The 15141-nt window shown below is 69.4% G+C and carries 11 protein-coding genes; 6 read left to right on the forward strand and 5 right to left on the reverse strand.

Annotation, left to right across the window (positions count from 1 at the left end; all coding sequences use genetic code 11):
- Nucleotides 1–42 precede the first annotated feature (42 nt).
- Nucleotides 43–1230 (forward strand): hypothetical protein, encoded by a 1188-nt coding sequence (locus AB0I12_RS16850; RefSeq protein WP_359930036.1) that lies wholly within the window; start codon nucleotides 43–45, stop codon nucleotides 1228–1230.
- On the opposite strand, the gene AB0I12_RS16855 is transcribed toward AB0I12_RS16850, so the two are convergent.
- From AB0I12_RS16855 to AB0I12_RS16865, 3 genes are read right to left on the reverse strand one after another with little or no spacing between them, the layout of a single operon-like run.
- Nucleotides 1227–2522, reverse strand: a complete 1296-nt coding sequence (locus tag AB0I12_RS16855; RefSeq protein ID WP_359930038.1) for a glycoside hydrolase family 28 protein — start codon at nucleotides 2520–2522, stop codon at nucleotides 1227–1229. The two genes, AB0I12_RS16850 and AB0I12_RS16855, sit on opposite strands and share 4 nt — an antisense overlap.
- The gene (locus AB0I12_RS16860) at nucleotides 2519–3946 is read right to left on the reverse strand and encodes a glycoside hydrolase family 28 protein (RefSeq protein ID WP_359930040.1); all 1428 of its coding nucleotides are present in this window, start codon (nucleotides 3944–3946) and stop codon (nucleotides 2519–2521) included. The genes AB0I12_RS16855 and AB0I12_RS16860 overlap by 4 nt, the downstream gene beginning before the upstream one ends.
- Before the next feature lie 11 nt (nucleotides 3947–3957).
- On the reverse strand, nucleotides 3958–5370 hold the full coding sequence (locus tag AB0I12_RS16865; protein WP_359930042.1) for a glycoside hydrolase family 28 protein: 1413 nt from the start codon (nucleotides 5368–5370) through the stop codon (nucleotides 3958–3960).
- 148 nt (nucleotides 5371–5518) lie between these two features.
- Between AB0I12_RS16865 and AB0I12_RS16870 the strand changes: the two genes are divergently transcribed.
- The 4 genes from AB0I12_RS16870 to AB0I12_RS16885 are packed head-to-tail and all read left to right on the forward strand — an operon-like array spanning nucleotide 5519 to nucleotide 12862.
- Complete coding sequence (locus AB0I12_RS16870) at nucleotides 5519–6931, forward strand: glycoside hydrolase family 28 protein (RefSeq protein WP_359930044.1); 1413 nt, start codon at nucleotides 5519–5521, stop codon at nucleotides 6929–6931.
- Nucleotides 6932–6967: 36 nt separating this feature from the next.
- Nucleotides 6968–7942: a LacI family DNA-binding transcriptional regulator gene (locus AB0I12_RS16875; RefSeq protein WP_355700187.1), complete on the forward strand. Its 975-nt coding sequence runs from the start codon at nucleotides 6968–6970 to the stop codon at nucleotides 7940–7942.
- A gap of 55 nt (nucleotides 7943–7997) precedes the next feature.
- The gene (locus AB0I12_RS16880) at nucleotides 7998–9989 is read left to right on the forward strand and encodes a beta-galactosidase (RefSeq protein WP_359930046.1); all 1992 of its coding nucleotides are present in this window, start codon (nucleotides 7998–8000) and stop codon (nucleotides 9987–9989) included.
- Complete coding sequence (locus AB0I12_RS16885; RefSeq protein WP_359930048.1) at nucleotides 9986–12862, forward strand: glycoside hydrolase family 2 TIM barrel-domain containing protein; 2877 nt, start codon at nucleotides 9986–9988, stop codon at nucleotides 12860–12862. Before AB0I12_RS16880 ends, AB0I12_RS16885 begins: the two co-directional genes overlap by 4 nt.
- 63 nt (nucleotides 12863–12925) lie before the next feature.
- On the opposite strand, the gene AB0I12_RS16890 is transcribed toward AB0I12_RS16885, so the two are convergent.
- Nucleotides 12926–13480, reverse strand: coding sequence for a dihydrofolate reductase family protein (locus AB0I12_RS16890; RefSeq protein ID WP_359930050.1), 555 nt, complete (start codon nucleotides 13478–13480; stop codon nucleotides 12926–12928).
- Nucleotides 13481–13771: 291 nt separating this feature from the next.
- Here AB0I12_RS16890 and AB0I12_RS16895 point away from each other — a divergent pair, with 291 nt between their 5' ends.
- Nucleotides 13772–14683 (forward strand): LysR family transcriptional regulator, encoded by a 912-nt coding sequence (locus AB0I12_RS16895; protein WP_359930052.1) that lies wholly within the window; start codon nucleotides 13772–13774, stop codon nucleotides 14681–14683.
- Here AB0I12_RS16895 and AB0I12_RS16900 read toward each other — a convergent pair.
- Complete coding sequence (locus AB0I12_RS16900) at nucleotides 14680–15129, reverse strand: HIT domain-containing protein (protein WP_359930054.1); 450 nt, start codon at nucleotides 15127–15129, stop codon at nucleotides 14680–14682. The genes AB0I12_RS16895 and AB0I12_RS16900 overlap by 4 nt on opposite strands.
- Nucleotides 15130–15141: the final 12 nt, after the last annotated feature.

Raw genomic sequence — 15141 nt, forward strand, 5'->3', positions numbered from 1 at the left:
AAGAACGTCAACCGTCGGGCCATTCTCGGAGGTGCTCTCGCCGTGACTGCCGGCAGCGCGACCGGATGGCCGCTGACCGCGGCCGCGACAGAGGTCCCCGCGGGCGGTGTGCAGCCGCACCCGGCGCCGCGCCCCGTCGCGCCGGTGAATGCTGAGATCGCGGCGGCCCACGCGGCGACGTACAAGACGCTGCCGCAGGTCGTCGTCGGGGTGGACGTCGAGGAGTTGATGAAGATCCACACCGCCGCCGACGCGGACGCGCTGCGGCCGCAGCTGGTGGCGCAGGTCTGGAAGGACACCGGCGTCCTGCCGACCGGGCTGCCCGCTGTGCGGCGCGACGTCGGCGTGCCGCCCGAACTGCCGGCGTTCACCGGCGTACGGCGGTTCGACAAGCTCGACGTGGCGATGGAGTTCGGGTACGTCGCGAGCGTGTTCGTGCTCGAGCCCGTGCAGAGCACGCACCGGCGGGTCGCGTTCTACCACAACGGGCACGGCGAGGGCCTAGACACGATGCAGCGGGTCGCGCAGGGGCTGCTCGACCACGGGTACACCGTGCTGCTGTTCGCGATGCCGTTCTACCACTGGAACCCGAAGACGCTGCAGGACCCGGCCGATCCGACCAAGCAGTTGCAGCCGTCGCACAACGATCTACCGCAGTGGGCCTCGGCCACGTACTCACCGCTCGCCTTGTTCCTGACGCCGCTCGCGGTCGCGATGAACTACGTGCAGGCGACGTACCGTCCGTCGTCGGTGCAGATGATCGGGCTGTCCGGCGGCGGGTGGGCGACGAGCGTGTACCCGGCGCTGGACACCCGGATCACGCGGTCGTACCCGACCGCCGGCTCGTTGCCGTTCTTCGTCCGGCCGGGGTCGCCGAAGCCGAGCCCGACCCGCGGCGACTGGGAGCAGCGGCTGGACATGCAGCCGGGGTTCTACGGGCTGGCCGACTTCCCGGACTTCTACGCGCTCGCCGCCGTCGGGCCGCACCGGCGGCAGATGCAGATCCTCAACCGGTTCGACGAGTGCTGCTTCAACGGCGTCGGCCACCGGTCGTACGAGGCGGCGGTGCGGCAGCGGATCGCGGTGATCGGTACCGATGCGGTGAGCAACGAGTCGAACGGCCACTGGGAGCTGCTCGAGGATGCGACCCACGGCGACCACACAATCAGCCAGTACGCGCTGTCGGTGATCCTGTGGGACCTCGACGTCCACTGCGCGCATCTGCCCTAACGGATCTGGTGGACGTCCTTCACGCCACGGCCGTTGATCGTGACGTCGTCGAAGCTCAGCACCGCGTGCTGCACGGTGCTGGGCTGGTCGACGGTGAAGGCGCAGTCCACCAGCCGGAAGTCTTCGATCCGCGCGTGCCGGTAGCCGCGGAGCAGCAGCGCGTTGCGCGCGTGCTCCACGGTCACGCCGCGCAGCTCGACGTTCCGGACGGACGGCGTGAGCGGGCCGGCCTCTCCCTCACCGCGGTGGAAGTTGCACTGGACGACTTCCTTCAGGACGTCGGAGACCGTGATGTCGCGCAGGTAGACGTTCTCGACGAAGCCGCCGCGGACCGCGTTGGTCTTGATGTACAGCGCGAAGTACGGCCCGCCGATCCGGCAGTCGCGCACGTAGACATTGCGGACGCCGCCGGTCAGATCGGATCCGAGCGTGATCGCGCCGTACTTGACCCGCAGCTCGCAGTTCTCGATCAGCACGTCCTCGGTCGGTACGCCGACCCGCAGCCCGTCCGCCTCACGGCCGGACTTGAGCGCGATGCAGTCGTCGCCGGCGTCGATCACGCAGCCGGAGACGACGACCGAGCGGCACGACTCGAGGTCGATGCCGTCGTTGTTCGGCCCCTGCGAGTCGATCACCAGGTCGCGGATCGTCACGTTGCGGCAGAGCACCGGGTGGATCTGCCAGAACGGTGAGCGCACCACGGTCACGCCCTCGATCAGCACGTTGGTGCAGTCGTACGGCTGGACGAAGCTGGATCGCAGGCGGGTGCCCCGCACCCTGTCCGCGAGCGGTACGCCGTACCAGCTCTGTTCGCGGAGCGTCCGGAACTCGTCGTCGCATTCGTTGAACCACTGCCACCAGCTGTCCCACGACCCCTGGCCGTCGAGCGTGCCGGTACCGGTGATCGCGATGTCGGTGCAGCCGTGCGCATAGATCATCGGCGCGTGGTTCAGCAGGTCGAGACCTTCGTACCGCGTCTCGACGAGCGGGAGGTAGTCGGCCGGGTCGGTGCTGAACAGCAGCGTCGCGCCCTCGCTGACGTGGAGTTCGACGGACGACAGCAGGCGGATCCCGGTGGTGTGCCAGCGTCCGGGCGGTACGACGACGCGCCCACCGCCGGCTGCGTGGCAGGCGGCGATCGCGGCAGCGGTTCCGGGGCCGGCGTTCGCCTCGACCGCGCCGTACGCGGTGATCGGGAAGTCGACGGCAGGAAAGACCGGCGGCCGGACGCCGGCCAGAATGCGGTCGGCGTCCGGCCAGCCTGCCGGGTGAGCGGTGTCCGGAGCGGTCACGTGAGCTGCGCCGGGTCGGTGATCAGCTGACCGTTGACAGTGAAGTTCTGGAACGTGAGCTCCGTGTCCTGGATCGAGCTCGCGGCGTCGATGCTGGTGTATGTGCAGTCGATCAGCCGGAAGTCCTGGATCGGCGAGCGCGGGTACCCGAAGATCGAGAAGGCGTTCCGGGCGTGCCCGACGTTCACGTTGCGCAGCTCGACGTTCCGCACCCGCGGCGTCAGCGGGCCGACGTCGCCCTCGCTGCGATAGAAGTTGCAGGACACGACTTCCTTGGTCAGGTTCGAGATGTCGAGGTCGCGCAGGTAGATGTTCTCGGCGAAGCCGCCGCGCACCGAGTTGGTCTTGATGTAGAGGCCGAAGTACAGGTTCGGGCTGCCGATCGTGCAGTTGCGGACGAACACGTTCCGGACGCCGCCGGTCATCTCGCTGCCGATCGTGATGGCGCCGTACCGGATGTTCAGCGTGCAGTTCTCGATCAGGATGTTCTCCGACGGCACGTTGATCCGCAGCCCGTCGGCGCCCTTGCCGGACTTGATCGCGATGCAGTCGTCGCCGCAGTTCAGCGTGCAGTCCTGGATGTGGACGTACTGCGAGCTCTCCGGGTTGACGCCGTCGTTGTTCGGGCCGCGGCTGTCGATGGTCAGGCCGCGGACGGTGACGTTGCGAGACAGCACCGGGTGGATCTCCCAGAACGGCGACCGCAGGATCGTCAGGCCCTCGATCAGCACGTTGCGGCAGGACTGCGTCTCGATGAACGCGGCGCGCAGGTGATGGCCGTCGCCGAACACGCGGTCCTCGACCGGTACGCCGTCCGCCGCCAGCTGCTGCAGCGTCTGGGCGTCCGGGCCGGAGGGCGTGACCCAGGACCACCAGTTGTCCCAGGTCGCGCCGCCGTCCAAGGCGCCGCTGCCGGTGACCGCGATGTTCTCGCAGTCGCGCGCGTAGATGAACGGCGAGTAGTTCATGCACTCCTGGCCCTCGAAGCGGGTCAGGACGACCGGGAGGTACTGCGTGGGGTCGCTGCTGAACAGGAGCGTGGCGCCGGCGGAGACGTGCAGGTTGACGTTCGACTTCAGGTGGATCGCGCCGGTGAGGAAGGTGCCGGCGGGTACGACGACGCGGCCGCCGCCGGCGCGGTGGCAGGCGTCGACGGCCTTCGCGATCGCATCCGTGGCGAGCGTCGTGCCGTCGGGGATCGCGCCGAACGTGGTGATCGAGAAGTCGCGGGCGGCGAACCGCGGCGGACGGGTGTTGCGGAGGATCTCGCTGACATATCCCCAGCCAGGCCCCGGATCGTGCAGCGCCGACCCGGCTGCGCCGTCGGCGGCGGCGGCAGGTCCGGCTGTCAGGATTCCGGCGGTGCCGGTGACGGCCGCGGCTGCGCCGAGGCGGAGGAAGTTCTTCCGGCTCACGTCATTCATGGAGGGCTCCTTCAGTTGTCGACGCGGGCGCCGTTGATCCAGACTTGGTCCAGGCGCAGGCCCTCGACGTTCTCGATCACGTTCTTCTCGGTGATCGCGTCGAAGCGGCACTGATGCAGGTGGATGTCGCGCAGCGGGTCGTCGGTGAGGCCGAGCAGATTCAGGGCCCGCGGCGCGGACGCCACGGTGAGTTGGCTGATCGTGATGCCGTGCACGTCCGGCGGGTAGGCGCCGGTGGTCACGTTGGCGTAGTTGAGCACGATCTCGATCGCGGAGTCGGCGGCCTGGCCGACCGCGACCCGGCGGACGTCGATGTTCGCGATCGTGCCGCCGCGGTTCGGGTTGCTCTTGATCCGGATCGCGCGCTCGAGGTGCGGGCTGCTCATCCGGCAGTCGCGGACGAAGATGTCCAGCACCCCGCCGCTGGTCTCGCTGCCGGCCGTCACGCCGCCGTTCCCGTCGGCCATCTCGCAGTTGCGGACGACGGCGTACCGGGCGGGAACGTTCACGCGCCGGCCGTCGGCGTCCTTGCCGGACTTGAACGCGATGCAGTCGTCGCCGGTGGAGATCGTGCAGTTCTCGATCAGCACGTCGGTGCAGGACTCCGGGTCGATGCCGTCGTTGTTCGGCCCGTCCGGGCTGTCGACGGTCACGCCGCGGATCGTGACGTTGCGGCAGAGCACCGGGTGCAGGTTCCACATCGGCGAGTCCTTGACCGTGATGCCCTCGAGCAGCACGTTCTCGCACCGGTTGAACTGCAGCAGGTTCGGCCGCAGGTTGTGGCCGGCGCCGAATACCCGCTCCTCGACCGGGACACCAGTCTCGGCCATCTGGATCAGCAGCGTCTTGTCCGGTCCTTCGTTGGGCGGCGGGCCGCCCGTCCAGTCCCACCAGTGCGTCGCGTCGGCGCGGCCGTCCAGAACGCCGGCGCCGGTGACCGCGATGTCGCGCTGTCCGTAGGCGTAGACGAAGGCGGAGTAGTTGTAGCACTCCGTCCCCTCGTAGCGCGTCGGCACCACCGGCAGGTACGCGGCCGGGTCCTGGCTGAACGCCAGTCGCGCGCCGGCCGCCAGATGCAGGTCGACGCGACTCAACAGATGAACGGCGCCGGTGCGGTAGTCACCGGCCGGTACGACGACATGCCCGCCGCCGCTGCGGTGACACGCCTCGATCGCCGCGCGCAACGCCGCCGTACAGTCGGTGGCGTCGTCGCCGACGGCGCCGAAATCGGTCACGTCGTACCAGCGGTCGGGGAACCGCGGCGGGCGGATCCGGCCGAGGATGGCGGCGATCTGCGCGTCGGCGGACGCCTCCGGGGCGAGCGCGGCGGCGGCCGGGGCGGTGCCGCCGCCGAGCAGGGATCCGCCGGCGAGAGCGGCTCCGCCGGCGAACAGGACGGTACGGCGACGAACAGGGGCGGTCATCCGCGGCCTCCTAGCATGCAAACGATTGCAACCGATCGTGCCCGCAGACCGCGAGGGTGTCAACGCCTGGGCTTGACCGGTGCGGAATCTCTTGGATACTTGCGGGCAAAGCTTTACCTCATCCGCCCCTGAGGAAGGTGTTCCGCCCATGCGTCCCACCCGTCGACAACTTCTCGGTCTCTCGGTCGGAGGAGTGGTTGCTGCCGGCATCGGCCTGCCCGCGGCCGCCGATCCGGGCACCGCCGATCCGGGCGCCGAAGGCCTGATCCGGCCGCGGATCCGCCCGCCGCGGTTCCGTGACGCCTGGTTCCCGATCACGGCGTACGGCGCGACGCCGGCCGACGCGACCGCGGGGATCGCCGCCGCCGTCGCGGCGTGTCACCAGGCCGGCGGCGGGCATGTCGTCGTACCGCCCGGTGTGTGGCAGACCGGCGCGATCAACCTGCTGAGTCACGTCGACCTGCATCTCGAGGAGGGCGCGACGCTGCGGTTCAGCACCGACCCCGCGGCGTACCTGCCGGTTGTCCGGACCCGCTGGCAGAGCGTCGAGGTGTACAACTACTCGTCGCTGATCCGTGCCGAGGGGCAGACCGACATCGGCATCACCGGCAAGGGGGTGCTCGACGGCGCCGGCGACAACGAGCACTGGTGGTACCTGATCGGCAGCGGGCAGTACGGCTGGCACACCGGCCTGCCGAACCAGCGCGCCGACTGGGCCGAGCTCGAGCGGATGAACAACGAGCAGGTCCCGGTCGAGCAGCGCGTCTTCGGCGCGGGTCACTACCTCCGCCCGAGCTTCATCCAGCCGTTCCGCTGCACGAACGTGCTGATCGAAGGCGTGACGGTCAAGGACTCGCCGATGTGGACGATCCACCCGCTCGAGTGCCGCAACGTCACCGTGCAGGGCGTCACCGTGAACAACCTCGGCCCCAACGGCGATGGCTGCAACCCGGAGTCCTGCACCGACGTGCTGATCCGCGACTGCACGTTCGCGACCCACGACGACTGCATCGCGATCAAGTCCGGCCGAGACGCCGACGGCCGCCGGCTCGGCCTGCCGTCACGCGGGATCATCGTCGAGGACTGCGCCTTCGTCAGCGGTGGCGCCGCGGTCGCTGTCGGTAGCGAGATGAGCGGTGGCATCGAGGACGTGTTCGTCCGGCGGCTGTACGCGCCGGGCGATCCGGCCGCCGACGAGGCGTACCTGCAATGGCTGCTGTGCGTGAAGTCCACCTCGACCCGCGGCGGATACGTCCGCAATGTCGACGTCAGCGACGTGGATTCGCGCGCCTGGATGTATCGTCCTTTGGAAATCACTTTCAGCTACCAGGGAGGCGGCGACCAGTCGCTGTTCCCCGCTGTGCACGGCATCCGTTTCGACCGGGTCCGGGTGGCCCGCGCCGAGCGGGCCTATCGCATCGTGGGGGCGGAGGCCAAGCACATCTCCTCGGTGGCGATCACCGACAGCCGGTTCGACGAGGTCGCGGCGGGAGCTGTCGTACAGTACGCCGACGACGTGACGATCCGGAACGTTCGGATCGGTGCTTCTGAGGGGATTTAGGGGAACACAGTGGCGGAACGGGTTCGCTTGATCGATGTGGCACGCGAGGCCGGCACCTCGGTCTCGACGGTGTCGCGCGCGCTGAACGGATCCGACCTGATCTCGCCCGAGGTCGTCGCCCATGTGCGCGCGGTGGCCGGCCAGCTGGGGTACCGCGCCGACAAGCGGGCGCAGGAGTTCAAGCTCGGCCGCCCGCTGACGGTCGGCGTGACGGTGCCCGACCTGGCGAACCCGTTCTTCTCCGAGGTGCTGAAGGGCCTGAACGCCGCGGCGCGGGCCGGCGGCTACCGCCTGCTGATCGGCGAGAGCGGTGAGGATCCGGCCGAGGAGCTGCGACTCGTCGACGAGCTGGTCGACTACTCCGGCGCGCTGGTGCTCTGCAGTTCACGGCTCACCCGCGCCGGCCTGGAGAAGGCGCTGGCGCTACCGGTGCCGGTGGTGTGCATCAACCGCACCGTGAAGAACGCGGGCGTGGTCGCGATCGACTACCGGGCCGCCTCGCGGTTGCTGCTCGAGCATCTCACCGGCCTCGGCCATCGCCGCGTGCTGTACGTCGGCGGCCCGGCGTCGTCGTGGTCCGACGGCGAGCGCCGCCGCACGCTGCGTCGTACGGCGCGGGCGCTCGACGTGACGCTGGACGAGGTCGACGGCGGCTGGTCCGGCAACCATGGGTACGACGCGGGCCCGGCCGTCCTGCACAGCCGGGCCACCGCGGTGATCACGTTCAACGACCTGGTCGGCATCGGGTTGCTGAGCTGGATGTACGACAACGGCGTCGAGGTTCCGTCGGAGTTGTCGGTCGCGTCGTACGACGACATTCCGATCGCGGCGTACTCACGGCCGCCGCTGACGTCGCTGCGCAACGAGCGGGCGAGGCTGGGCGAGCTGGCGTGGCAGCAGCTCACCAAGCGACTCGGCGGCGACGACTGGCCGGCGCCGGATCTGCTCACGCCCGAGCTCGTGGTCCGGGCCAGCACCGGAACCGCCCGGCGACGGGCCCGGATTCGCTGAAATCCCTGCATGCAAACGATTGCACGCGCGGTCTGCCGTCGGTTAGCGTTGGCGCATGCTGCCGCCACATGTCGTGCTGGGGACGGCCTACTACCCGGAATATCTGCCCCGTTCGCTCGGTGACCGGATCCCGGCCGACCTGGACCTGATGGTCGCGGCCGGTATCACCGCCGTCCGCGTCGGTGAGTCGGTCTGGTCGACGTGGGAACCGCAGGACGGCGTTTTCGACCTCGAATGGATCCGTCCGGTGCTCGACGGCGCCCACGACCGCGGGATCGCCGTGATCCTCGGGACTCCGACGTACGCCGTACCGCCGTGGCTGCAGCGGGCGCACCCGGAGATCGCAGCTGAGCGTCAGACCGGCGTACCGGTGCCGTGGGGGATCCGGCAGGAGATCGACTACGGGCAGCCGGCGTTCCGCTTCCACGCGGAGCGGGTGGTGCGCCGGATCGTGGAACGGTACCGGGATCATCCAGCGGTGATCGGGTACCAGGTCGACAACGAGCCGGGTGTGCTGCTCGCTCACAACGCGTCGGTCTTCGGCGATTTCGTGGCCGGGTTGCGCCGGACCTACGGCGACGTCGAGGCGCTGAACGAGGCCTGGGGACTGACCTACTGGTCGCATCGGCTGAGCGATTGGTCCGAGTTGTGGCGGCCGGACGGGAACAGCACCCCGTCGTACGACCTGGCCTGGCGCCGGTTCCAGGCTTCGCGGACCGCGGAATTCATCGGGTGGCAGGCGGAACTGGTCCGCGAGCTACGACGGCCGGGTCAGTTCGTCACGACCTGCCTGGCGTACGACCGGCCGGCGGTGGCCGACGTGGACTTGACGTCGCAGCTGGACGTTGCAGCCGGCAACATTTACGTGGCTGTGCAGGACGGGCTCGCGCGACCGGCGGAGCCGTCGCGGTTGGCGCCGGGGTGGATCGGTCGGAGTGTGTCCGAGCTGTTCCTGGCCGCCGACCGCGTGTACGGGTCACGCGGCAAGCCGTTCCTGGTGACCGAGACGAACGCGACCTCGATCGGCGGCTCGCACCAGAACCGGCCGCCGTACGACGGGCAGCTCCGGCAAATCGCCTGGGCGATGGTCGCCCGCGGTGCGCGGATGGTCGAGTACTGGCACTGGCACTCGATCAACCACGGGGCGGAGACATTCTGGGGCGGGATTCTGGGCCACGGGCTCGAGCCCGGGCGCGTGTATCGGGAGATCGCCGCGATCGGGGCGGAGCTGACGGCGGCCGGTTCGTCGGTGGCGGAGCTGACGCCTGATGTCGACGTCGCGGTGCTGTGGTCGACCGAGAGCGACTGGGCGATGCAGTGCCAGCCGCCGTTGGCCACCGCGAACAGTCAGCCCGACAAGGCGTCGTACCGGACGATCGTCGAAGCGTTCTACGGCGGGGTCCTGGACGCCGGGCTGCGGCCCGGAGTGGTCCCCGTCGAGCGGCTCGACGCCGCGTTGTCGGCGCCGGTGGTGGTTGCAGCCGGCCTCTACGTGGCCTCGGATGCTGTGCTGGATCGCTTGGTCGGCTACGCGCGCGACGGTGGGCATTTGATCGGCGGACCGCGAACGGGATACGCCGACCTGGAGGCTCGGCCGCGGCCATTGGTCGCTCCGGCAAGGTTGCGAGAGGCCGCCGGAGTGGCGTACCACGAGTTCGAGAACCTGGACGCCGCGATGCCGGTGAGCGGGTTGGACGGATGCGCGACGCGGTGGGCGGAGACGTTGCTCGTCGAGGACGCCGAGGTGCTGGCGTCGTACGAGCATCCGGACGGCCGCCGGCCGATCGTCACGACCAAGCGGTTCGGCGCCGGGCGGGTGACGTACGTCGGCACGGTGCCGGACGCTGCGCTGGCGGCGGCGCTGTACGGGGAGTCGCGGTTGTGGGCTCCGTCGGTGACCGCGCTGTCGGCGGTGAACGCGGCGGGGGAGCGGTTGTGGTTCGTGCACAACTGGTCGGGTGCTTCGGTCGTCGTGTCGCCGCCAGTGCCTGTCGGGCGAATCGAGTTGGGGCCGTGGGACGTGCGGGTGCTCAAGGAGGCGCAGTGAGGTACTTCGAGGATCTGACGCCGAGCACCGGGGCCCGGGAGCCGCGGGCGTGGTTGCGGTCGTCGCGGCCGCGGATCTGCTTGAACGGCCGCTGGAGATTCAAGCTCCGGGACAGCGCGCCGGACGGCGTACCAGAGATCGGGCCGGACTGGGGTGAGCTGGAGGTCCCGGGGCACTGGGTGCTGCAGGGGCACGACCGGCCGCGGTACACCAACACGGCGTTCCCGTTCCCGATCGATCCGCCGTACGCGCCGGACGCCAACCCGACCGGTGACCACGTCCGCTCGTTCGACCTGCCGGGCGACTGGCCGGCCGACGGCGCCGTCCTGCGGTTCGAGGGCGTCGACTCGTGCTTCAAGGTCTGGGTGAACGGCGTCGAGGCAGGGACCGCGAAGGGCAGCCGGCTGCCGAGCGAGTTCACCGTCGGCCACCTGTTGCGGCCGGGACGGAACAGGCTGGCCGTCCGGGTGCATCAGTGGTCGTCGGGTTCGTACCTCGAAGACCAGGACATGTGGTGGCTGCCCGGCATCTTCCGGGACGTGACGCTGCTCGCGCGGCCGTTGATCGACGACGTCTTCGTGCACGCGTCGTACGACCACGTGACCGGCGCCGGGACACTGCGCGTCGACACGGCGCCGGACGCGGTCGTCCGGGTACCGGAGCTCGGTGTCGTCGCGGAGCCGGGGGCGCCGGTGACGATCGGTGCGGTGGAGCCGTGGTCGGCCGAGCTGCCGCGGCTGTACGACGCGACGGTCGAGGTGCCGGGGGAGACGGTCGAGCTGCGGATCGGGTTCCGGACGGTGCGGATGGTGGACGGGCTGTTCACCGCGAACGGGCAGCCGCTGTTCTTCCGCGGCGTGAACCGGCACGAGCACGACGAACGGCGCGGCCGGGCGATGACGGTGGACGCGATGCGCGAGGACCTCGTGCTGATGAAGCAGCACAACGTCAACGCCGTACGGACCGCGCACTATCCGCCGCATCCGGCGTTCCTGGACCTGTGCGACGAGCTCGGGTTGTGGGTGATCGACGAGTGCGACATCGAGACGCACGGGTTCATCTACACCGACTGGCGGGGCAACCCGGCCGACGACCCGGACTGGGCGCCGATGATGCTCGACCGGATGCGGCGGATGGTCGAACGCGACAAGAACCATCCCAGCGTGGTCATCTGGTCGCTGGCCAACGAGAGCCACCGCGGCCGGAACTTCGGCGAGCTGGCGGCCTGGACGCGGCAGCGGGACCCGGAGCGGGCACTGTTCTACGAGCGGGACCGGACGTACGAGTTCTCCGACTTCTACAGCCTGATGTACCCGCCGCTGGAGGACCTCGAGGCGATCGGCACGCGGACGGAGGACGTACCGGAGGAGACCGCCGAGCACCCGTCGTTGGAGGCCCGGCGCCGCGCGCTGCCGTTCGTACTCGCCGAGTACGGGCATGCGATGGGCAACGGCCCCGGCGGGCTGGCCGACTACCAGCGGATCCTCGAGCGCTATCCGCGGCTGCAGGGCGGCTTCCTCTGGGAGTGGATCGACCACGGTCTGCTGTTGCCCGGTGCAACCGACCATGTGTACGGCGGCGACTTCGGCGAGCAACTCCACGGCATGAACTTCTGCATCGACGGCCTGCTGTTCCCGGACCGCACCCCGTCGCCGGGTCTGACCGAGTACAAGAAGGTCATCGAACCGGTTCGTTTCACCGGGCCGGATCCGCTCGTCGTCCACAACTACCGAACCTTCACCTCGCTCGACGACCTCACGTTCCTCTGGACCGTCGAGGAAGACGGTGTAGAAGTAGCGGCAGGTAACCTGACGATCCCTCCGGTCCCGCCGGGCCAGTCCACCCAGGTCGCCACCCCGTCCCGGGCAACGGCTGGTCCGCCCACCTCGGAACAGGTGTTGACGGTGCGTGCCGTGCTTGCGAAGGACGAGGCGTGGGCGACTGCGGGACACGAGGTTGCGTGGGCGCAGTTCGTGCTGGAACAACCGGCTGTGGAACCTGCGCCTGTGGCGGCTGCTGTGGTTGACCGCGGGGAGGACCTGACGCTTGGCGGTGGTGAGTTCGACCGTCGTACCGGTCGGCTGACCAGGCTGTTTGGACAGGCGGTCGACGGGCCTGTGCTGGACCTGTGGCGTGCTCCGACCGACAACGACAACGGCCAGGGCGGCCGGAACGGCGTCACCCAGGAGTGGCGCGCCGCTGGCCTCGACCGCCTGCTGCACCGGGTCCAGGCCGTCGAGGTGATGGAGAGCGGTCTAGTGGTGCGGGCTCGGGTCGCACCGGAGGGCCTCGGCGTCGGTGTGCGTACGATGTACCACTGGACCGCAGACGCTGATGCTCTCCGGCTGACCGTGGACGTACAGCCTGAGGGAGAGTGGGGCGGCACCGCCGTCACCCCACGCTGCGGCAGTTGGCCGCGGGTCGGCGTACGTATGACGCTGCCGCGGGAACTGGAGAACGTGCAGTGGTACGGCGGCGGGCCAGGTGAGGCTTATGCGGACAGTCGTGAGGCGGCCCGGGTGGGACGGTACGAATGCACCGTGGACGAGCTGCAGACGCCGTACGTCGTACCGCAGGAGAACGGCTCCCGCATCGACATCCGTTGGGCTGAGCTGACCGATGCTCAAGGCAACGGCCTCCGTGTGACCGGCGCGCCGCATTTCCAGCTGACGGCCCGCCGCTGGACCGCCGAGGACCTGGAACGCGCCCGCCACCGCTCGGACCTCACGCCCCGCGAGCACGTCTACCTCAACCTCGACCTGGCCCAGAACGGCCTCGGCTCAGCCTCCTGCGGCCCACCCGCCACATCCCCTCATACGCTCGAGGTCGCACCGTACACCTTCACGCTGGTCTTTCGCCGCGCTGAGGCGTGAGGGTTGCACGAATTCCCTTGAAAACAATGGCCTTTCGGTTGATTTTGGCTGGTCGGTGGATGCTCAGCTGTGCTGCGGACGGTAGGTGTGGAGCACGATGCCGCTGGGGAACGGCAGGGCCTCGACGAGTGTCAGGTGCCTGGAGGTCGGTAGTTGGTCGAACAGGGGCTGACCGGCGCCCAGCACCAACGGCTGGACCAGGAGGCGGTACTCGTCGATCAGATCCGCTGCGGCCAGCGCGCCGGCGAACCGTGCGCCGCCCCACACGATCACGTCCGGGCCCGGCTCGGCCTTGATCGCGGCGATCTCGGTCGCGAGGTCGCCGCGCGCGACCCGCGTCACCGGCCAACTGGCCTCGGCGTCGCTGAGCGTCTTGGAGAACACGATCTTGGGGATGTTGTTCATCGGGGCCGCGTACTCGTCGTCCGAGTGCGGCCAGTAGGACGCCATCTCCTGGTACGACGTACGGCCCATCAGGTGCGCACCCGCCTGGCTGATGCGGTCGAGCTTCCACTGCTTGAGTTCCGCGCCCTCGGGGATCGCGACCCCGGGGTGCTCGCGGTCGCTGCCGACCAACCCGTCCAGCGACATCGACATGTACAGAACGACGTCTCGCATGACCTGTCTCTCCCTTGTTTCCTTGGTGTTCGTCGAACAACATCCCGAATCCTCGGACCACCGGTGCTCCGGTCTGCTCGAGGACGGACCACAGCAGGACCTGGTTCGCCGTCAGAACGAGGCGTCCGGTCCGGCGCTCCAGGTACTGGACGGCGCGCGCGGCCCGGAAGCCGCCTCGTCGAGAGTGTGGTGTCAGCACGCCCACCGTGATCACCATGACCCGACCCTCGCACCGTGATCGCGCGCGATCAACGCCGATCTGCTGCACGCAACGTGTAGCATTGCTCAACGATGCCGGACGTCGAGATGCGTGAACTTCGCCTGTTCCTGGTGCTCGCCGAGGAGTTGCACTTCGGGCGCACGGCCGGGCGTCTTGGTCTCACGACGTCGCGCGTCAGCCAGACAGTGCGGGTTCTGGAGCGGAAGCTGGGCGGTCAACCGCTGTTCCGCCGCACCAGCCGTGTCGTCGAACTGACCGAGGCCGGACGCGCGTTGTACGCCGAGCTCGTCCCCGCGGTGACCGGCCTGGACCGGGTGCTGCGCACGGCCGCGTTCCGTGGCTCCGGGCCGGGGGTCGTGCGCGTGGGGCTGCTGAATGCCGCGTCCGGCGTGGACGTCCTGAGTCGCGCTGTCGAGCGGTTCGAGGCGGCGTACGCCGGCGCCACCGTGCAGCTGAGCACCATGCCCTTCGGCGACCGCCTCGGTCCACTGCGGCGTCGCGAGGTCGACCTGGTCGTGACGCGGCTTCCGCTCGACCAGCCGGATGTCGTCGTCGGTCCGGTGCTGAGCGTCGCGGACCAGCGCGTCGTGATGGTCGGCCGGACCCATCCGCTCGCCGGCCGCGCCGATCTGTCCGTCGAGGACCTCGCGGACCACGACGTCAGGCGACCCTATGGACTCAGTCCGGAGCTGGCCGAGGCGACCTGCCCGGCCAGGACACCGTCAGGGCGGCAGGTCCGGTTCGTCGACGCGATGGTCGACGACAATGCGGAGCTCCTCTATCTTCTGGCGCGCGGCCGACTCGTGCACCCGACGGTCGCGCCGTTCGCGGAGCACTTCCAGCACCCCGATGTGATCGCGATCCCGCTACGTGACCTGCCGCCCTCCGCCTGTGCGCTGGCCGGACTGAGAGACGTCGACGACCCGGGCCGCGACGCCTTCGTCGACATCGTCGACGCTCTCTCCCACGACCTGACTACTTAGCGGTCGAACCAGTCGAGTAGTCGGCGGACGTAGGGCTCGCGCTGGGCGGGGGTTGCGGACGTTTCGAGGTGACGAGTGTTGTAGAGGTTGTCGCCGGGGTACCGCGGGAAGACGTGGACGTGGTAGTGCCAGGCGTCCTGGTAGCCGGCCGGTTCGTTGTGCTGGCGAGTGGAGACACCGGCGCAGCCGTAGGTGCTGCGGATGGCGATTGCGACCTCTCGGACGACGTCGTGGACGGCGTGGCCGGACTGCGCTGGTAGGTCGTACAGGTTCTCGTGGTGTTCGGTCGGGACGACCAGGACGTGGCCCTGGTTGTTGGGCCACCAGCGGGAGGCTACGAAGGCCAGGGCGTGCTCACGGCGCAGCACGATGTCGTGCTGCGCCGAGGCTGTCCTCGCCCCCGGCGGCCAGTCGGCAAAACGGGCAGTCGTAGCCGTCGGGGGCATGGTTGAACATGA

The sequence above is a fragment of the Kribbella sp. NPDC050459 genome (genome assembly GCF_040655315.1).
In the GTDB taxonomy this organism is placed as follows: Bacteria; Actinomycetota; Actinomycetes; order Propionibacteriales; family Kribbellaceae; genus Kribbella.